Raw genomic sequence first — 19,425 nt, forward strand, 5'->3', positions numbered from 1 at the left:
CAAGGAAGAATCAGGCCGGACCCGTCATGGCGTCTGCGCGATGCGCTGCGCCGCCTGCGGGTCGGGATCGGGCAAGGCGACGAAGCCCGGCGTCGCGCGCACCCGCGCGCGCCAGGCATTGATCGCCGGATACGGCGCCAGCTCGATGCCGCCGTGGCCGGCGACGTCGGTGTAGGCGAACAAGGCGATGTCGGCGATGCCGTAGGCCGGGCCGCTGAACCAATCGTACGACAGCAGGTGCCGCTCCATCACCGCCAACGCGCGATGGCCGCGTTCGCGCAGCGACGGCAGCTCGGCGCGCCGCGGCGAATCCAGTGGGGTCCAGCCGGCGATGAAACGGGCCACGGCGATGCAGGGCTCGTGGCTGTACTGCTCGAAGTTCATCCAGCTCAGCGCCTGCGCGCGTTGCCAGCGGTCGCTCGGCAGGAACGGGCTGCCGTCGGCGAGGTAGTACAGGATCGCGTTGGATTCGCTCAGCGTGCGGCCGTCGTCGAACTCGACGACCGGCACCTTGGCGTTGGGATTGAGAGCGAGGAATTGCGGCGTATGGGTTTCGCCGCGGCTGCTGTCGACTTCGACCCAGGCGTAAGGTTCGCCGAGCTGTTCGAGCAACAGGCGCAGTTTATGGCAATTGCCCGAGGGCGAAAAACCGTGAACGGTGATCACGCGACGGTTCCCGAGCGGCGGCGCGCCCGCCATTCCTCGCGGGTCTGGCCCCAGACTTCCACTTCCATGTCGGCCGGCGCCGGCAGGCGATCCTGGCGCAGGTAACGCGAGCCGAGCTTGGCGGCCACGGCCTTGGACGGCGCGTTGTCGGCGTCGATGGTGTGGATGACCTCGTTCCAGCCGAGATGCTCGAACGCCCAGTCGGTCGCCGCGGCGGCGCCCTCGGTGCCATAGCCCTTGCCGCCTTCGCTCTCGACGATGCCCCAGCCCACTTCGGTGCCCGGCCAGCCCTCCGGCTGCCAGGGGCCGAGGCGGCCGACCCAGCGCCCGGAGCTTTTTTCGTAGACCGAGAAGAACCCGTAGCCGAGCGCGGCCCAGGAACCGATCACCGACATCAGGCCGCGCCAGGCGACCGACCGCGGCTGCGGCCCGCCGATGTAGCGCAGGTAGTCGCCGGCATCCATGAAAGAAGCCCAGGCGTCGAAATCGTCCAGGCGCGGCGGGCGCAGGATCAGGCGCGGCGTTTCCAGTTCGATGTCGGGAATCGTCATCACGGCTCGGTTCTCCCCTTGCGCCAGCTTCGCCATGTCGTAGCCCCTCGCCGCTTATGAGAGAGGGGTTGGATGAGGGGCGCGATCCGGCTGCGTCGGCTGCGTCGGCTGCGTGCAAGGCCGCCGGACCGCATGCGCCTCATCCGGCCCTTCGGGCCACCTCCCCCCGCGTGCGGGAGAAGTAAAGTACCGCCAGCTCCCGGGAAACGGAGCGAACACTCAGAACGCGCTGATCCCGGTCAACTCGCGGCCGACCACCAGCTGGTGCACGGTCTCGGTGCCTTCATAGGTGATCACCGACTCCAGGTTCAGCGCATGACGGATCGCCGCGTGCTCGGTGGTGATGCCGGCGCCGCCGAGCAGGTCGCGGCATTCGCGCGCGATGTCGATGGCCATGCGGCAGTTGTTCCACTTCGCCAGGCTGACCTGGGTCGGCTGCATGTTGCCGGCGTCCTTGAGCCGGCCGAGCTGCACGACCAGCAACTGCGCCATGGTGATACGGCGCGCCATCTCGGCCATCTTGATCTGCGCCGACTGGGTCGCCGCGACCGGACGCTCGAACAGGATGCGTTCCTTGGTGTAGCCCAGCACTTCGTCGAGGCAGGCGATGGCCGCGCCGATCGGGCCCCAGGTGATGCCGTAGCGCGCCTGGGTCAGGCAGCCCAGCGGCCCCTTCAGGCCTTTGACGTTGGGCAGTCGGTTGGCCTCGGGCACGCGCACGTTGTCGAAGAACAGCGACGAGGTCACCGACGCGCGCAGGCTCATCTTGTGCTTGATTTCCTGGGCGGCGAAACCGGGCATGCCCTTCTCGACCACGAAGCCCTGGATGCCGTCGTCGGTCTGCGCCCAGACGATGGCGATGTCGGCCAGGTTGCCGTTGGTGATCCACATCTTGGAACCGTTGAGGACCCAGTCGCCGCCGTCGCGCTTGGCGTTGGTCTTCATGTTGGCCGGGTCGGAACCGCCGTGCGGCTCGGTCAGGCCGAAGCAACCGATGATCTCGCCGCGGGCCATGCCCGGCAGCCAGCGCTGGCGCTGTTCTTCGGTGCCGTAGGCGAAGATCGGGTACATGCACAGCGAGGACTGCACGCTGACGAAACTGCGGATGCCGCTGTCGCCGCGCTCGAGTTCCTGGCAGATCAGGCCGTAGCTGACCGCATTGAGGCCGGCGCAACCGTACTGCTCCGGCAGGGACGAGCCGAGCAGGCCGAGCGCGGCGATTTCCGGCACCAGTTCCTTCGGGAAGCGGCCCTGGTCGAAGGCATCGCCGATGATCGGGATCACGCGCTCATCGGTGAAACGGGCCACGGTGTCCTGGACGGCGCGCTCCTCGTCGCTGAGCAAGGAACGGACGTCGTAGAGATCGTAGGGATTCAGGGCCATGGCGCGCTTGGGAGACCTCTAGGACAGAAAGACGGCCATTGTAATGGCCCCTCGCGGCGCGGGTAAGGCCGAAAACCCGCGGATTCGCCCAGTTGCCGCTATCCGGGGAATTCTTGCGCAGGCCCGTGCGGCAGCGGGCGGGTTTCTCGCCGGCATCCGCGGCTCGCTAGGGAAACGCGCGCGAGAGTCAGGCTTGTCCGTTGCTGCAGGCGTGGCAGCGTCCCCGCCCGGCTCCGAGCGAGCGCGACGGCCTGCCCTGCTCGCGGCCGAGCCGCTTAAAAAAAACGGGGCCGGAAGATCCGGCCCCGTTCGGGTGTCGCCTGGTTTGCCGGACTCAGCCGCGGCTCGGCGCGCTGGCCGATGCGGTCTGGGTCACGACCTGGCCGTCGATGACCGGCAGGCGCTGGGTCGGGCGCTCGTCCATGCGGATGGTCTGCTCCTGGCCCTGGTAGCGGTAGGTCACGTCGTAGCCGACGACCTTGTCTTCGCTGCCCAGCGCGATGCGGCTGCCCGGCTTGCTCTCGGTGCGCATGGTGCCGGTGGTGCCGTCCGGGTTGCGGTAGGTCACGTTGTAGGCGACCACGCGCGAGGACTGCGACTTGTCCGACACGGTGTGGCACTGGCGCTCGGTGCGGTTCACCACGCGGCCGCCGACATGGTTGCGGTCCACCCGGTTGCCGATGAAGCCGCCGGCCACGGCGCCGGCCGCGGTCGCGGCCTTCTTGCCGTTGCCGCCGCCGACCTGGTTGCCGAGCAGGCCGCCGATGACCGCGCCGGCGACGGTGCCGCCGACGTTGCCGTCGCGCTCGGCCAGCCGCTCCTGCACGACCACGTCTTCGCAGACTTCGCGCGGGGTCGAGGTGGTGTTGGTCTCGCGGACCGGATCGGTGCCGATCACGGTCGCGTACAGCTTCTGCTTCTCGTTGATCGGGTCGACCTTGACCACGTCGGCGTAGTCGACCTGCGGCGAGGTGTTGATCGCGCCGTTGGCGGCGATGTCGCCGACCGTGCCGGCCGGCGCAAGTTCGGCGCCCGCGACCGGAGCCAACCCGGCCTGGCCGGCCGCGCCGTTGCCTCGGAAGCTCTGGAACGCCGCGACGGCAACGCCGCCGACCAGCAGCGCCGCAATCGCTACAGCTATCATGTTCTTGTTCATTTGGTGTCTCCGGGGCGCGGTGAGCAATTAGGTGAGGTGCGGACGGCCGGTAAACGCTGGCGGCCGTTGGGGGGATGGCGCCATTCCACCACTTGAAAGCTGAACCGGTGCCTATTGATTTTCGCCAATCTGTCCTGGGTATGAATCGTCGCGCGGCCCCGTGCTAGCGTGTTTGCAACCCGCGTCACAACTCGACCGAACATGGCCAATCCTCTGCTCGCTCCCCTGATGGGCTTTCTCGGACGCCTGAGCTATCCGCGTCTGTTCGTGGTCACCGCGGCGCTGTTCCTGGTCGACCTGGTGATCCCCGACTTCGTCCCGTTCGCCGACGAAATCCTGCTCGGCCTCGGCACCCTGCTGCTGGCGAACTGGAAGAACCGCAAGGCGCCGGCGACCATCGAGCCGCCCTCGCCGCCCAAGCGCTGAGCGCATGCCCGCCCTGGTCGACAGCCACTGCCATCTCGACGCGGCCGAGTTCGATTCCGACCGCGATGAGGTCATCGCGCGCGCGCGCCGGGCCGGCATCGCCCGTCAGCTCGTACCGGCGATCGACGCCGCCGGTTGGCCGAAGTTGCGCGAAGTCTGCGCGAGCGCGCCCGGCCTGTACCCGGCCTACGGCCTGCACCCGATGTACCTGTCCTCGCACCGACCCGAGCATCTGCACGAGCTGCGCGACTGGATCGACCGCGAACGGCCGCTCGCGGTCGGGGAATGCGGGCTGGATTATTTCGTCGACGGGCTCGATCGAGACGAGCAGTCGCGCTATTTCGAAGGCCAGCTGAAACTCGCGCGCGAGTACGACCTGCCGGTGATCGTGCACGCGCGCCATGCGGTCGAGGCCGCCATCGCCGCGTTCCGCCGCATCGGCGGCCTGCGCGGCGTGGTCCACAGTTATTCCGGCAGCGAAGAACAGGCCGGGCAGTTGTGGAAGGCCGGTTTCCTGCTCGGGCTCGGCGGGCCGGTCACCTACGACCGCGCCAAGCGCCTGCGGCGCATCGTCGCGGCGATGCCGATCGAGCAGTTGCTGCTCGAAACCGATGCGCCCGACCAGCCGGATGCGGCGATCCGCGGCCAACGCAACGAACCGGCGCGGTTGGCCGGCATTGCCGAGACCATCGCCGAACTGCGCGGAATATCGCTGGACGAACTCGCCGCCGCGACCAGCCGCAATGCCGAGCGGCTGTTCAAGCTGCCGCCTGCATCGGGTGTCGCTTCCGGGTAGGAGCGGCGCAAGCCGCGACCGCGCCGACCCAACGGCGGCGCAACCACGGCTGCCGATCGATTCGATACCAGCTATCGCCCCGGGTCGAAGCCCGCGGTCGCCGCTTGCGCCCCTATCCCAAGGCGGGGCTGCGGCTCAGGCCGCCTGCGCCTTGGGCTTGAGCAGGATCTCCAGCGCGCGGCCGACCGCGGCGAAGGCGAACACGCCGGTGATGTGGGTAGCCGCGCCGAGCCCGGCGCCGCAGTCCAGCTTCAGGGCGGCGTCGCCGGCGAGCTTCGGCCGCAGGCCGCAGACGCTGCCGTCGGGCTGCGGGTATTTGACGTTCTCCAGCGAATAGATCGCCGAGACGCTGAAATAGCGGCCGGGGTTCTTCGGGAAGTTGAACTCGCCACGCAGCTTCTTGCGGATCAGCGCCAGCATCGCATCGTGCTCGGTGCGCGACAGGTCGCGCACCCGCACCAGGGTCGGATCGGTGCGGCCGCCGGCCGAGCCGACCACGATCACCGGCAGCTTGCGGCGCCTGCACCAGGCGATCAGTTCGACCTTGCTGCGGAAACTGTCGCAGGCGTCGAGGACCAGGTCGAAACCGCGGTCCAGCAGCTCGTCCAGGTTCGACGGGGTCAGGAAGCTCTGCACCGGGTCGACCTCGATGGCCGGATTGATTGCCCGGCAACGCTCGGCCATGGCCTCGACCTTGGCGCGGCCGTACTGGCCTTCCAGGGCCGGCAACTGACGGTTGGTGTTGGATACGCACAGGTCGTCGGCGTCGATCAGGGTCAGGTGGCCGATGCCGGTGCGCGCCAGCGCCTCCACCGCCCAGGAGCCGACGCCGCCCATGCCGACCACGGCGATGCGGCATTCGCGGAAGCGCGCGACCGAGCCGTGGCCGTACAAGCGGTCGATGCCGGCAAAGCGTTCTTGCCAGAGGGAGTCGGAGGTTGGCGGGGTCATGCGCATATTGTAAGGGCGGCGGCGCGGCTTTCCGGCGCGGCCGCTGGGACACTGCGGCGCGGCAGCGGCGCCCCGCCGAAACCGAGCGCCCGCCCAGCTTGCTCCGCCCGCCCGCTCCCGCCTCGGGCAATGTGCCTCTGACCGGCCTGGAAGGCTTGGCCTCCTGGGGATTTCGAGCGCGCCTGCACTGGCCTGGACCTCACGTTCGCGCGTGCTATCGTGCCTCGACATTGGAACGAGGCCAGGCAATGAGCGATACCCAGCCCACCACCGCCGACGCAAAGCGCAAAGGCAATGGTTCGAAGTACCTGTTTCTGTTCTTGATCGGCCTGGTCGGCGGCGTCGTCGCCACGGTGATGGCGGTACGCGCACTGGACCAGCGCAAGGACCATTTTCCCGACAGCGTCATGCAAGTACAGCAATGGCATCTGGGCCAGCTCAAAGGCAAGGCCGAACAGAACCGTTGCGGAGCCACCGACACGATCCCGCATCTGAAGGCCCTGCGCACCATGGCCGACGATCTCGAACCGGCCTTCCCCGACCTCAAGGACGACGGCCGCTTCGGCCAGCACGCGAGCAAAATGCGCGCAGCGCTCGACGGCGCGCTGACCAGCCCGCCGCTCAACTGCGCCGGCGTCAGCGCCGTTTCGGAACAGATCGGCGAAGCCTGCAAAGCCTGCCATCAGGAGTTCCGCGGCTGAGTGCCTGCGCTTCCCCGCCGCGAGCTGAACGCGGTGGGGAAGAAGTCGGAGACAGGGTCAAAAATTGAACACGTGTTCACGTGACTGCGCATAGCTTGGCGATGCGTGGCAACTGTCCGCCACTCGCCCCTAAGCGCAGGAGCCTCGAATGAACACCAATAACATCCGATTGCTGGGTCTGGCCGCGGCCGCTTCGCTGGCGCTTGCCGGCTGTGCGACGTCTCCGGGCTACGGCGGAGGCTACGGCAACAGCTACCCGCCGCCGTCGCAACCGAGCTACGGCAATCAGCAAAACAATTGTTACGACTGCGGTGTGGTGACCCGTATCGAACAGACCTCCGCGACGAGCACGGCCCCGCGCGCGACCGGTGCGATCCTGGGCGGCTTGGTCGGCGCCGTCGCCGGCCGCGAGATCGCCGACGATCACACCGACAGCAAGGGCCGCCGCAACACCGCGACCGTCGCCGGTGCCGCCGCCGGCGCCCTCGCCGGCAACGCCATCCAGAACCGCGTCGGCGCGCCGAGCTATAACGTCTATGTGCGCATGAACGACGGCCGCACCGTGGTGGTCAGCCAGAAGGACCTCGGCGGCATTCGCGAGAACACCTACGTCCGCGTCGCCAACGGTCGCGCCTACGTTCGTTGATCGACCGTTGTACCGCGGCGGCCCGTCGTAATCGGGCACCGCGATCGAACGCGGATCGGGCGGCATCGCCCCCGCCTCGCGATGTAACAATGTAACGATAGGCAGCGAAAAAAACGGCCCGCATCGCGGGCCGTTTTTTTGCGCGCGCGCCGCGCTTCGCGTTCACGACCCGCATCACGATTAGGCGCGGAACTGGCGCACTTATCGCGCGTTGCACGATCTTGCCTTCGGTTAGGGTTTTCCAGTCCGCCACCGGACCCCGCCCATCGCAACATCAGGAGATCGTGGAATGAAACTTCGCTTCGTGCATCTGGTTTCCGCGAGTGCCGTGCTTACCGGCGCCATTGCAGCCGCCGTCGCCGCACCCGGCGCGGCACAGAACAATCCGCTGCGCGTCGGCATGATCGCCGTCTCCGGCGCCGCCGACGATTTCCTCGGCTCGGTCGAGATCAGCATCACCAACACCAGCCGCAAGGCCGTACGCCTGCCGAAGTGGCAGTTGCCGTCGGACCAGTTCGACGCCAAGCTGTTCAACATCAGCTACAACGGCCGGCCGGTCGCCTACGAGGGCGCGATGGTCAAGCGCGGCCTGCCGCAGGCCGAGGATTTCGCGATCCTGCAGCCGGGCCAGACCTACCGCCGGGTGATCGATCTGTCGGCTGGTTACGACCTGTCGCAGACCGGCCGATACGTGGTCAGCTTCAACGCGCCGCTGCAGCACGCCTCGACCTCCGACCGGGTGATGCTGCACCAGCCCAACGGCTTGCCGATGAGCGCGCAGAGCGCGCCGCTGAGCCTGTGGGTCGACGGTCTCGACCAACTGGGCGGCAGCAGGGCCTCGCCGTCGGCGAAGAAACCGCCGGTCGGCCCGAGCGCGGTAGTCAACGGCGTCAACTACGTCGGCTGCACCACCTCGCGCACGAGTTCGGCCGGTCAGGCGGTCAACGCCGCGCGCAATTACGCCGAGAACGCCAAGGGCTATCTCAATGCCGGCACCGTCGGCCCGCGCTACACCACCTGGTTCGGCGCCTACACCTCCACCCGCTACAGCACCGCGCGCTCGCACTTCGCTGCGATCGATTCGGCGATCGACCAGAGCAACGGGCAGATCACCATCAACTGCGGCTGCAACAGCAGCGCCTATGCCTACGTCTATCCGAACCAGCCGTACCAGATCTATGTCTGCAATGCGTTCTGGAACGCGCCGCTGACCGGTACCGACTCCAAGGCCGGCACCTTGATCCACGAGATGAGCCACTTCACCGTCGTCGCCGGCACCGACGATCACGCCTATGGCCAGAGCGCAGCGAAGAGCCTCGCCAACAGCAACCCGAGCGCCGCGCTCGACAACGCCGACAATCACGAGTACTTCGCCGAAAACACCCCGTTCCAGAACTGAGTCGCGCCGCCGCGCGGCGATGCACCCTCGAGCTCCGGACGGCCCGCTACGGCGGGCCGTTCGCGTTGGATGCCACGGCCGATGCGAAATCCGCCCGTGCTCGACCCCACTCGCCGGACTCGTGCGTTCGATCATCGCGAGCCTTCCGCGGGATGCGGATCGAACGCGCCAGGACGGCGTGAGGCGGCGACCGGGAGACGAGGCTCGGCCGCCGTGCGGGGCTCCTTCCGCGGAGGTACGGAAGCGCGGCGACGTGGGCGATGCAAGCGCCGTCCGCGGGCAACAACGGCAGGGACGCGGACGGCACGACAGCCGTCGGGTTGCCGGGGGCTTAGTGCCCCCGGCGTTTTTCGCTGGTGCGCTCATGCGCAATGACCGGCGACGCGGTGGCGGCGACCATGCCGCAGCCTCGCCGAGTGCATTCAATCGATACAAATCGAAACCGGCGCAGGTGGCAGGGACGTGTCGCCGGAAGCCTCGCCGGCCCGCGCGGCCGGTTCCACGAAACCCGAGCCGGCGCGACTGTTGCGATCGGTCCCGAGCGCGGCGGTCAATATGCGGAACTGTGACGAAAATCAAGAAAAACACAGCAAAAAGCCCGGCCGGAGCCGGGCTTTTCTGAGGCTGTGCGCTGCGATGAAGACCGCAGCAACTGTCGGTGCGAGCTTTACAGCGGTTCGACCGCGTCGGCCTGCAGGCCCTTCTGGCCCTGGACGACGGTGAAGGAGACCTTCTGGCCTTCCTTCAGGCTCTTGAAGCCCTGGGATTGGATCGCGCGGAAATGCACGAAGACATCTTCGCCGTTCTCACGGCTGATGAAGCCAAAACCCTTGGCATCGTTGAACCACTTGACGGTTCCCGTTTCTTTGCCGGACATCGCTACTCTCTCCCTGGAACGTGAGTTGTTAACACGACCTTCGTCGCGTGCTGGTTGCAAGGAGGAAGCGAGGTGCAACGATGTAGCGGATCGGTGGATCTACCGCATCGGGGCCACGATTCACGGTGACCCTTGGCAAACGCAGCGACCGCAACGTACCCCGACATGGGCCAAAATGCAAACAGCCCGGACAGCCTGTCCGGACAAGGGATTCGGCATGAATTTGGATACGTTTTATTACATTTTGGCCGGGGTGCTGGTGGTCGTCGGAATGGTCGGAACGGTGCTTCCCGCCCTGCCCGGCCTGCCCCTGGTTTTCGCCGGGATGGTGCTGGCTTCCTGGGTATCCGGGTTCGAGAAAGTCGGCTGGGTGGTGCTGGTCATCCTCGGCCTGCTGACGGTGCTGTCGATGGGCGTGGATTTCGCGGCCACCGCGATGGGGGCCAAACGGGTCGGGGCGAGCAAGCTGGCGATCGTCGGCTCGATCATCGGCACCTTCGCCGGCTTGGCCTTCGGCCTGGTCGGCGTGTTCATCGGCCCCTTCGTCGGCGCCCTGGCCGGCGAGTTGATCCACACCCGCCAGCTCAGCCAGGCGACCAAGGTCGGCGTCGGCACCTGGGTCGGCATCGTCGCCGGCACCGTGCTCAAGCTGGGCCTGGCCTTCGCCATGGTCGGACTGTTCGCCTTCGCCTGGTTCTTCTGATGCAACCTCGTTAGCGTGAACCGCGCCGCAGCCCGTGCTGCGGCGCGGTTCACGCCTTGTTCGCATCCGGATGCAAGACTGCACCGGTTTTGTCGTTCGCGATCCCTACACGTGAGTGTCGCCATGTCCCTGCAACGCAGTCTGATCTCCGTCGCGCTGGCCAGCGCCCCCATGCTCGCCTGCGCCCAGAGCGCGCCGCAGGCGGCCACCCCGGAAGCCTGCGTGGCGATCACCAGCAACGCCGATCGCCTGGCCTGTTACGACGCCGCGCTCGGCCGTGCCGCCGACGGCGCACGCCAGGCCGACATCGCGGCCAAGGAAGCCAAGGCGATCCAGCAGAACCTCGAGGTCGGCGACGAGATCGCCGGCGAAGCCAGGCCCACAGTCGGCGAACGGGCCAAGCGCGCGCTGTCGGGCAGCGTCTTCAGCCACGACGACCCGCTCGACAGCGCCATTGCCAACGCCGGCAAGGGCGGCCTGCTCGACAGCCGCTGGGAGCTGGCCAAGGACTCCAAGCTCGGCGTGTTCAACTTCCGCGCCTACAAGCCGGTGTATCTGCTGCCGGTGTTCTGGAACGACGACCCGAATACGCTGCCGTCGTCGCCGAATCCGCGCAACACCGTGACCGAGCCGCAGTCGCTCAAGGACATCGAAGCCAAGTTCCAGATCAGTTTCAAGACCAAGGCGGTCGAGAACTTGTTCGGCGACAACGGCGATGTGTGGATGGGCTACACCCAAAGCTCGCGCTGGCAGGTCTACAACGGCGAGGACTCGCGCCCCTTCCGCGAAACCAACTACGAGCCGGAAGTGCTGCTGGTGTTCCGCAACAACTACCGCATCGGCGGCTGGAACGGGCGCATGGCGGCGATCGGCATCAATCACCAGTCCAACGGCCGCACCGATCCGTTCTCGCGCAGCTGGAACCGGGTCATCGCCAACGTCGGCCTGGACCGCGAAAACTGGGCGGTGATGCTGCGGCCGTGGTGGCGCCTGTCGGACGGCAACGACGACGACAATCCGGACATCGAGGATTACATCGGCCGCGGCGACCTCACCGTGGTGCATCGCCGCGGCGGCCACGAGTTCTCGCTGATGGCGCGCCACTCGATGCGCGGCGGCGACCGCTCGCACGGCGCGCTGCAATTCGACTGGGGCTTCCCGATCCACAACCAGTTGCGCGGCCATCTGCAGATCTTCGACGGCTACGGCGAGAGCATGATCGACTACAACCATCGCGCGACCTACATCGGCCTGGGCGTGTCGTTGCTGGAGTGGTATTGAGTTCGTAGCGGCCGCCGCGACCGCGCCGTGCCGGTCTTGCGGCGCATCATCAAGCGGATGCAGAGCCTCCACTGAAGGAGCGACGTCAGTCGCGCCCAAGGCACGCGCAGAAGCGCCAAGGCCGCTGTCGTCTATCGGAACGGCGTGTTATCGCCAGGGTAGGAGCGGCGCAAGCCGCGACCGCGTCGCCTCCGGTCGCGGCGCTTCTTGCCGCAGGGCGGTGAAGCAATATCAGTAGCAGAGCTTCCGCCCCCTAAAGGGTGCGGGTAACTTTCTTATGTCCAAAGCAATAAAAGAAAGTCACCAAAGAAGTGCTTCTCCTTGCAAGGGCACCAGCCCGGGCGATCGAAGCCGACGCCGGGATGCTCCAGACAGGCCATCCCTGGCTTGCTTGCGCACGACCCGCTTCCCTGCGAGCCGCCCTACGGGTTTTCTGTTGACCGGCAAGGCGCAGAGCAGATCAAAATCACGGCCACGGCAACGGCCACGGCAACGGCAACGGCGACCCGCTGGCGCATGAGCGAACTGCGACGGCGTATAACCTGGCTCGCGGCCGGGCTGCGTTAGTCTGTAGGGATCGACGGAGAACCCCGATGAAGATGCGGCGCATTCTTTCGCTCGACGGCGGAGGCATACGCGGCTTGGTGAGCTGCCACTGGCTCGACGGCGTCGAGCGGGCGCTGGCCCAGTCCGGAAAGCCCGGCCTGGTCGAGAGTTTCGACCTGATCGCCGGCAGTTCGACCGGCGCGCTCGTCGCCTGCGGCCTGGCCCACGGGCTGAGCCCGGCGACCCTGGCCGAGCTGTATCGCGACCAGCGCCACCTGATCTTTCCAGGCATGGCCGGGCGCCTGTGGTCGCGCACCGGGCGGATGTTCTATGCCGGCCTGTCGGCGCCGCGCTACGACGGCGTCGGCCTGGAAAAAGTGCTCAGGAAGGTGTTCGGCAAGGCCACTCTCGGCCAGCTCCAGGCGCGGGTGCTGGTCACGAGCTACGACACGATCTCGCGCACGCCGGTGATCTTCAAGAGTTTCGATGCGGCCCATCGCGACCTGCCGGTGTGGGAAGTCTGCCGTGCCTCGTCGGCCGCGCCGACCTATTTCCCGGCCCATCCGATGAAGATCCAGGGCCGGGCCTGCGCCCTGATCGACGGCGGCGTGGTCGCCAACAACCCGACCGCATGCGCCATCGCCGAAGCCATGCGCAAGGACGCCCAGGTCGACAACAGCCGCGACCTGGTGGTGCTGTCGGTCGGCACCGGCGAGCGCACCCGCAGCATCGACCTGCACTCGGCGCGCGAATGGGGCGCGCTGGAATGGGCAGTGCCGATCATCGACGTGCTGTTCGACGGCAACACCGACTCGGTCGACTACATCGCCAGGCAACTGGTCGGCGATGGCTATTACCGCATGCAGACCGAACTGCTGGTCGGCCTGGACGACCTCGACGACACCAGCGCGACCAACCTTTCCGCACTGGCGATCTTGTCGAGCGAATACCTGACCCGTCCGGCGACTAAGAAGATGTTGGCGCAGTTGGTGAAGCGGCTTTGAGATGGCCACGGCTCCGTGTAGGAGCGACGTAAGTCGCGACCGCGGGACGCGCATAGATAACGGGGCGATCGTCGTTTATCGAGGCGACGGGCCTTCGCCAGGGTAGGAGCGGCGCGAGCCGCGACCGCGGAACGCGCAGAAGGACCAAGGCCGACGCCGTTCATTGAAGCCGCGCGCCTTCGCCAGGGGTAGGAGCGGCGCAAGCCGCGACAGCGCTGCAGCGGTCTTGCGGCGTATCGCTCATCGAACGAGATCAAGATCAATATCAAGATCAAACCCAAAGCTTCCGCCACTAAAGCGGCGGGTTACTTTCTTTTGTCTAAAGCAACAAAAGAAAGGTAACCAAAGAAAAATGCTTTGTTTTGAATCACAGGCCCGCGCGATCGATGCCGACGCAGGGATGCTCCAGACAGGCCATCCATGGCCTGCTTGCGCACGGCCCGCATCCCTGCGGGCCGCCCTCCGGGTCTACTCTTGGCCGGCAAAGCGGCAAACCAAAATCACGGCAGCGGCAGACGATTCGAGTCTGCTCTTGGGTAGGAGCGGCGCAAGCCGCGACCACGCAAACCCGAATGCCCGCGCCGGCAACCGTAGATTCGCGGTCGCGGCTTGCGCGCTCCTACAGGGGTTGGCGGCGTCGCAACCGATCTCGTGTTCTGACCCTGGCCGTGGCTTTGGCTGTGCGCCGTCTCGCACTAGCGAAGGCAGCAGAAGACCCGGCGGGCGGCGCGCAGGGATGCGCGCCGTTTTTCATCGGGACAGGGATGTCCCGTATGAAAAAGCCCTGCGCATGCACCGCTCGTGCGGGCCCTTGATTCAAAACAAAGCAACTTCTTTGGTTACCTTTCTTTTGTTGCTTTAGACAAAAGAAAGTAACCCGCCGCTTTAGTGGCGGAAGCTTTGGGTTTGATCTTGATCTTCCACGAAGAATCCGCCGCAAGACCGTCACAACGATGTCGCGGCTCGCGCCGTTCCTACCCCAGCGAAAGCACGTCGCTTCTATTAATAACGTCAGCCCTGCGTCCTCTGCGCACCCGCTGTCGCGACTCACGTCGCTCCTACAGGGGTTGGCGGCGTCGCAACCGATCTCGTGTTCTGACCCTGGCCGTGGCTTTGGCTGTGCGCCGTCTCGCACTAGCGAAGGCAGCAGAAGACCCGGCGGGCGGCGCGCAGGGATGCGCGCCGTTTTTCATCGGGACAGGGAGGTCCCGTATGAAAAATCACCGCATCGGCATCGCTCGTGCGGGCCCTTGATTCAAAACAAAGCCACTTCTTTGGTTACCTTTCTTTTGTTGCTTTAGACAAAAGAAAGTAACCCGCCGCTTTAGTGGCGGAAGCTTTGGGTTTGATCTTGATCTTGATCTTCCACGAAGAATCCGCCGCAAGACCGTCACAACGATGTCGCGGCTCGCGCCGCTCCTACCCTGCAACAGATCAACACTTCGATCGACGACGCAGGTATTGCGGATTTTGCGCGTCCCGCGGTCGCGACTCACGTCGCTCTTACACAGGCAAAAGCGCTCCATCTGTCAGATCGAGACGTCGCAAGGCCGTCGCGGCGATGTCGCGGCTTGCGCCGCTCCTACAGGGTGCCTGCGCGGCCGTATGCTCGGGAAACGCGTGTGAAAGAGACAGACCCGACAACGCCCGGCACCAGGCCGGGCGTTGCGTGGATACACGAAAGTCGCGGCTCGCCAAGGCCAAAACGAAGAAGGCGAAAACGAACCCCAGGCTTACTCCACCACCACCGGAATCTTGCCGATCCGCGCCTGCCATTCCTTCGGCCCGGTCCTGTGCACCGACTCGCCGGCCGAATCGACCGCGACCGTCACCGGCATGTCCTGCACGGTGAACTCGTAGATCGCTTCCATGCCGAGATCGGCGAAGCCGACCACGCGCGAGGCCTTGATCGCCTTCGACACCAGGTACGCCGCGCCGCCGACCGCCATCAGATACACCGAGCGGTGCTTCTTGATCGACTCGATCGCGACCGGGCCGCGCTCGGCCTTGCCGACCATGCCGAGCAGGCCGGTCTGCGCGAGCACCTGTTCGGTGAACTTGTCCATGCGCGTGGCGGTGGTCGGGCCGGCCGGGCCGACGACTTCGTCGCGCACCGGATCGACCGGGCCCACGTAATAGATGAAGCGGCCGTTGAAATCGACCGGCAGCGCCTCGCCCTTGTTGAGCATGTCGACCATGCGCTTGTGCGCGGCGTCGCGGCCGGTCAGCAGCTTGCCGTTGAGCAGCAGCACTTCGCCGGGCTTCCAGCTGGCGACCTCGTCGGCGGTGACCGTGTCGAGATCGACGCGGCGGCCCTTGGAGGAGTCGTAGGTCAGCTTCGGCCAGTCTTCCAGCGAGGGCGGATCGAGTGCGACCGGGCCGCTGCCGTCGAGGGTGAAATGCGCATGGCGGGTGGCCGCGCAGTTCGGGATCATCGCCACCGGCAAGTTGGCGGCATGGGTCGGGTAGTCCTTGACCTTGATATCGAGCACCGTGGTCAGGCCGCCGAGCCCCTGTGCGCCGATGCCTAGCGCGTTGACCTTCTCGTACAGTTCCAGGCGCAGCTCTTCGGCGCGATTGCTTGCGCCGCGCGCCTGCAGGTCGGTGATGTCGATCGGCTCCATCAGCGCTTCCTTGGCCAACAGCATCGCCTTCTCGGCGGTGCCGCCGATGCCGATACCGAGCATGCCCGGCGGACACCAGCCCGCGCCCATGGTCGGCACGGTCTTGAGCACCCAGTCGACAATCGAGTCGGAGGGGTTGAGCATGGCGAACTTGGACTTGGCCTCGGAACCGCCGCCCTTGGCGGCGACGATCACCTCGACGGTATTGCCCGGCACGACCTTGACGTTGACCACCGCCGGGGTGTTGTCCTTGGTGTTGCTGCGCTTGCCGGCTGGGTCGGCGAGCACGCTCGCGCGCAGCTTGTTGTCGGGGTGGTTGTAGGCGCGGCGCACGCCCTCGTTGACCATGTCCTCCACGCCCATGGTCGCACCGTCCCAGCGCACGTCCATGCCGATTTCGAGGAACACCGTGACGATGCCGGTGTCCTGGCAGATGGGCCGGTGGCCTTCGGCGCACATGCGCGAGTTGATCAGGATCTGCGCGATCGCGTCCTTGGCCGCGGTGCTTTCCTCGCGCTCGTAGGCGGCGGCGAGGTTCTTGATGTAGTCGACCGGGTGGTAGTAGCTGATGTACTGAAGCGCATCGGCGACGGACTGGATCAGGTCGTCCTGGTGGATGACGACGGGTCCGCTCGCGGCGGAAACGGCATGGGACTGGGAGGCGGTCACGGCGGGCGTAGGCTGGCGGTGGGGACCGCCATTCTACCTGTCCGGCCCGGTCGGGGCCTTGCGCCGGCCGCGAGCCCCGCAGGCTGGGCCGGGCGCCAGGGACACGGCTAAGCTGGCCGCTGTCCCGGCCGCTGCCCTGGTCGCTCGTGCCTTATTCGTCCCCGCAAACCTCGCCGGAGCCGCAAGCGCCGGCCGGCCTTGATCCAGCCCGGTCCAACCCCGCCATGCTGATCGTCGGCCTGGTGCTGACCGCTTTCGGCGGCGTCGGCCCGCTGCTGCTGGTGCCGCGGTTCGAGCCGATGTTCGCGATCTTCAGCATGGACCTGGCGTGGCTCACGCTGGCTTTCATCGACTATCCCTGGGCGTTGTGTCCGTTGCCGCTGCTGGTGGCGGCGCTGTGGATGCTGCGGCCGAAGCGGCGCCGGGATCTGGCCGCGTTGCTGTTCGGCGGCATCGCCGGCATCGGTGCGGGGGCGCTGACGATGGCCGCGATGTACCTGCCGATCTTCAGATTGGGACAGGCGCTTTGAGCGACACGGCGCAAAGCTGCACGGGCGGATCGGCCGCGCCCTTCGCTGAAACCGATGCCGCTTCGGGCAAGATGGCCCTTCCGCTTTCGCAATCCCGGAACTACCCACCCATGATCACCTGCTATCTGCGCTACGTCGTCGACCCTTACCAACTGGCCGAGTTCGAGCATTACGGCAAGCTCTGGATCGCCCTGGTCGAGAAATTCGGCGGCCGGCACCACGGCTATTTCATGCCGTCCGAAGGCAGCAACAACATCGCCCTGGCGATGTTCTCGTTCCCGAGCCTGGCCGCGTACGAGGACTACCGCAGGCGCTCCTTCGACGATCCCGACTGCCAGGCCGCCTTCGCCTATGCGCAGGAGAAGCGTTTCATCCTCAGCTACGAGCGCAGCTTCTTCCGCCCGGTGTTCAAACCCGACTGAGCCTCCGCCGAACGGGTCGCCGCGGCTCGATCGGCGACCGGGCCACCACCCTGCGAGCCGGTTCTTGGGCACAATCGCCGCATGAGCACATCCAGTGACGCGAGCCCGTCGGCCCGGCAACCGAAAGCCGACGGCGGCAAGCCCAGCCTGCGCGAGCGCTTCGATGCCTTGCGCAACCTGCGCCCCTTCCTCAGGCAGATCTGGGCGACCAGCCCGGCGCTGACCCTGATCACCCTGGGCCTGCGCCTGGTCCGCGCATTGTTGCCGGTGCTGACCCTGTACGTCGGCAAGCTGATCATCGACGAGGCGGTGCGCCTGGTCGCCACCGACCCGGGCTTCGAATCGCTGTCCTCGGCCTGGGCCGGCGGCCAGTTGGACACCTTGTTGGCCCTGCTCGCGCTCGAGTTCGGCCTGGCGATCGGTTCCGACCTGCTCGGGCGCATCGTCGCCTACGGCGATGCGCTGCTGTCGGAACTGTTCACCAACGCCACCAGCGTGCGCCTGATGGAGCACGCCGCGACCCTCGATCTCGAAGACTTCGAAGACCCCGACCTGCAGGACAAGCTCGACCGCGCGCGCCGCCAGACCATGGGCCGCATGAACCTGATGAGCCAGCTGTTCGGCCAGGTCCAGGACAGCATCACCGTGGTCAGTTTCGCGATCGGCCTGCTGGTCTACGCACCTTGGTTGATCCTGTTGCTTGCAGTGGCGCTGATCCCGGCCTTCATCGGCGAGGCACACTTCAACGCCCTGGGTTACTCGCTCAATTTCGCCTGGACCCCGGAACGGCGCCAGCTCGAATACGTCCGCCAGATGGGCGCCAGCGTCGAGACCGCCAAGGAAGTGAAGATCTTCAATCTTCACCGCTTCCTGATCGCGAAGTATCGCGAGCTGGCCGACAAGTTCTTCAAGGCCAACCGTGCCCTCGCCCGCCGCCGCGCCCTGTGGGGCACGGTGCTGGCCGGGCTCGGCACCCTGGGTTACTACATCGCCTACGGCTATATCGCCTGGCGCACGGTGCGCGGCGATTTCAGCATCGGCGACCTGACCTTCCTCGCCGGCAGCTTCCTGCGCCTGCGCCAGTTGCTGGAAGGATTGCTGATCGGCTTCTCGCAAGTCGCCGGCCAGGCCTTGTACCTGGAAGACCTGTTCTCGTTCTTCGAGATCCAGCCGGAGATCGTCTCGCCGGCCGACCCGCTCGCGGTACCGAAACCGATCCGCCAAGGCTTCGTGTTCGAAAACGTCGGCTTTCGCTATCCCGACGCCGAGCACTGGGCCTTGCGCGGGCTCGACTTCGAACTGCGCGCCGGCGAAGTGTTGGCTCTGGTCGGCGAGAACGGCGCCGGCAAGACCACCCTGGTCAAGCTGCTTGCGCGCCTCTACGACCCCGACGAAGGCCGCATCCTGCTCGACGGTCGCGACCTGCGCGACTACGACCTCGACGAGCTACGCGCCAACACCGGGGTGATCTTCCAGGACTTCGTCCGTTATCACCTGACCGCCGGCGAGAACATCAGCGTCGGCCAGATCGATGCCATGGGCGACGCCGCGCGCATCCGCGAAGCGGCCCGGCGCGGCATGGCCGACGAAGTCATCGAAAACTTGCCGCGCGGCTACGACCAGTTGATCGGCCGCCGCTTCAAGACCGGCGTCGACCTGTCCGGCGGGCAATGGCAGAAGATCGCGATCGCACGCGCCTACATGCGCGATGCGCAGGTGATGATCCTCGACGAGCCGACCGCGGCCCTCGATGCGCGCTCGGAGTTCGAAGTCTTCCAGCGCTTCAAGGAATTGTCGGCCGACAAGACCGCGGTGCTGATCTCGCACCGCTTCTCGAGCGTGCGCATGGCCGATCGCATCCTGGTGCTGGCCGAAGGCCGCGTGGAAGCCAGCGGCACTCACGTCGAGCTGCTCGCCCAGGGCGGGCGCTACGCCGAGCTGTTCGAGCTGCAGGCCGCCGGCTACCGTTGAGCGCGCGGCGACGCCCGGCCGCGGCGGCTCGGGCGGAACTGTTCGCACGCCTCGTTGTCCCAGCGCCGGGCGGCGGCTATGGTGGGCGCGCCGTCGCCGAGCGGCCTCCGTTCGCGACCTCAC

The 19,425-nt window shown here is 66.6% G+C and carries 18 protein-coding genes; 11 read left to right on the forward strand and 7 right to left on the reverse strand.

All coding sequences use genetic code 11. The features are described 5' to 3' along the window. Window positions 1–24: 24 nt before the first annotated feature. The 4 genes from AC6CH2_RS04685 to AC6CH2_RS04700 form a co-directional block, all read right to left on the reverse strand. Entirely contained in the window at window positions 25–699 is a 675-nt protein-coding gene (locus tag AC6CH2_RS04685; RefSeq protein WP_498268124.1) for a glutathione S-transferase family protein, read from the reverse strand. After that, the gene (locus AC6CH2_RS04690) at window positions 663–1,217 is read right to left on the reverse strand and encodes a GNAT family N-acetyltransferase (RefSeq protein ID WP_498268125.1); all 555 of its coding nucleotides are present in this window, start codon (window positions 1,215–1,217) and stop codon (window positions 663–665) included. Before AC6CH2_RS04690 ends, AC6CH2_RS04685 begins: the two co-directional genes overlap by 37 nt. Before the next feature lie 219 nt (window positions 1,218–1,436). Further along, the gene (locus AC6CH2_RS04695) at window positions 1,437–2,600 is read right to left on the reverse strand and encodes an acyl-CoA dehydrogenase family protein (protein ID WP_435395671.1); all 1,164 of its coding nucleotides are present in this window, start codon (window positions 2,598–2,600) and stop codon (window positions 1,437–1,439) included. 334 nt (window positions 2,601–2,934) lie between these two features. Beyond that, a complete protein-coding gene (locus tag AC6CH2_RS04700) occupies window positions 2,935–3,756 on the reverse strand; it encodes a glycine zipper 2TM domain-containing protein (protein WP_498268126.1) in 822 nt (273 codons plus the stop codon). 201 nt (window positions 3,757–3,957) lie between these two features. Here AC6CH2_RS04700 and AC6CH2_RS04705 point away from each other — a divergent pair, with 201 nt between their 5' ends. Together AC6CH2_RS04705 and AC6CH2_RS04710 are read left to right on the forward strand one after the other, a co-directional pair. Next, window positions 3,958–4,182, forward strand: a complete 225-nt coding sequence (locus tag AC6CH2_RS04705) for a DUF6116 family protein (RefSeq protein ID WP_498268127.1) — start codon at window positions 3,958–3,960, stop codon at window positions 4,180–4,182. Window positions 4,183–4,186: 4 nt separating this feature from the next. Next, window positions 4,187–4,978: a TatD family hydrolase gene (locus AC6CH2_RS04710; RefSeq protein ID WP_498268128.1), complete on the forward strand. Its 792-nt coding sequence runs from the start codon at window positions 4,187–4,189 to the stop codon at window positions 4,976–4,978. Between the two features lie 135 nt (window positions 4,979–5,113). Here AC6CH2_RS04710 and AC6CH2_RS04715 read toward each other — a convergent pair whose 3' ends face one another. Then, on the reverse strand, window positions 5,114–5,929 hold the full coding sequence (locus AC6CH2_RS04715) for a tRNA threonylcarbamoyladenosine dehydratase (protein ID WP_435395675.1): 816 nt from the start codon (window positions 5,927–5,929) through the stop codon (window positions 5,114–5,116). Between the two features lie 248 nt (window positions 5,930–6,177). Here AC6CH2_RS04715 and AC6CH2_RS04720 point away from each other — a divergent pair, with 248 nt between their 5' ends. From AC6CH2_RS04720 to AC6CH2_RS04730, 3 genes are all read left to right on the forward strand, one after another. Beyond that, the gene (locus AC6CH2_RS04720) at window positions 6,178–6,630 is read left to right on the forward strand and encodes a hypothetical protein (RefSeq protein WP_498268129.1); all 453 of its coding nucleotides are present in this window, start codon (window positions 6,178–6,180) and stop codon (window positions 6,628–6,630) included. A 148-nt stretch (window positions 6,631–6,778) separates the two neighbouring features. After that, on the forward strand, window positions 6,779–7,276 hold the full coding sequence (locus AC6CH2_RS04725) for a glycine zipper 2TM domain-containing protein (protein ID WP_498268130.1): 498 nt from the start codon (window positions 6,779–6,781) through the stop codon (window positions 7,274–7,276). 289 nt (window positions 7,277–7,565) lie between these two features. Beyond that, the gene (locus AC6CH2_RS04730) at window positions 7,566–8,675 is read left to right on the forward strand and encodes a M35 family metalloendopeptidase (protein WP_498268131.1); all 1,110 of its coding nucleotides are present in this window, start codon (window positions 7,566–7,568) and stop codon (window positions 8,673–8,675) included. 667 nt (window positions 8,676–9,342) lie between these two features. Here the strand turns inward: AC6CH2_RS04730 and AC6CH2_RS04735 are convergent. Beyond that, window positions 9,343–9,552, reverse strand: a complete 210-nt coding sequence (locus tag AC6CH2_RS04735) for a cold-shock protein (protein WP_031371474.1) — start codon at window positions 9,550–9,552, stop codon at window positions 9,343–9,345. Between the two features lie 217 nt (window positions 9,553–9,769). Between AC6CH2_RS04735 and AC6CH2_RS04740 the strand changes: the two genes are divergently transcribed. From AC6CH2_RS04740 to AC6CH2_RS04750, 3 genes are all read left to right on the forward strand, one after another. Continuing rightward, window positions 9,770–10,255 (forward strand): DUF456 domain-containing protein, encoded by a 486-nt coding sequence (locus AC6CH2_RS04740; protein WP_498268132.1) that lies wholly within the window; start codon window positions 9,770–9,772, stop codon window positions 10,253–10,255. 123 nt (window positions 10,256–10,378) lie between these two features. Beyond that, window positions 10,379–11,536, forward strand: a complete 1,158-nt coding sequence (locus AC6CH2_RS04745; RefSeq protein WP_498268133.1) for a phospholipase A — start codon at window positions 10,379–10,381, stop codon at window positions 11,534–11,536. A gap of 593 nt (window positions 11,537–12,129) precedes the next feature. Beyond that, entirely contained in the window at window positions 12,130–13,086 is a 957-nt protein-coding gene (locus AC6CH2_RS04750; RefSeq protein ID WP_498268134.1) for a patatin-like phospholipase family protein, read from the forward strand. Window positions 13,087–14,819: 1,733 nt separating this feature from the next. On the opposite strand, the gene AC6CH2_RS04755 is transcribed toward AC6CH2_RS04750, so the two are convergent. Beyond that, window positions 14,820–16,379: a fumarate hydratase gene (locus tag AC6CH2_RS04755; RefSeq protein ID WP_498268135.1), complete on the reverse strand. Its 1,560-nt coding sequence runs from the start codon at window positions 16,377–16,379 to the stop codon at window positions 14,820–14,822. 224 nt (window positions 16,380–16,603) lie between these two features. Between AC6CH2_RS04755 and AC6CH2_RS04760 the strand changes: the two genes are divergently transcribed. From AC6CH2_RS04760 to AC6CH2_RS04770, 3 genes are all read left to right on the forward strand, one after another. Beyond that, the gene (locus AC6CH2_RS04760) at window positions 16,604–16,909 is read left to right on the forward strand and encodes a hypothetical protein (RefSeq protein ID WP_498268136.1); all 306 of its coding nucleotides are present in this window, start codon (window positions 16,604–16,606) and stop codon (window positions 16,907–16,909) included. Between the two features lie 110 nt (window positions 16,910–17,019). Then, a complete protein-coding gene (locus tag AC6CH2_RS04765; protein WP_498268137.1) occupies window positions 17,020–17,331 on the forward strand; it encodes an NIPSNAP family protein in 312 nt (103 codons plus the stop codon). Window positions 17,332–17,412: 81 nt separating this feature from the next. Then, window positions 17,413–19,302 (forward strand): ABC transporter ATP-binding protein, encoded by a 1,890-nt coding sequence (locus tag AC6CH2_RS04770; protein WP_498268138.1) that lies wholly within the window; start codon window positions 17,413–17,415, stop codon window positions 19,300–19,302. Window positions 19,303–19,425: the final 123 nt, after the last annotated feature.

The sequence above is a fragment of the Lysobacter sp. GQ73 genome, assembly GCF_059758755.1.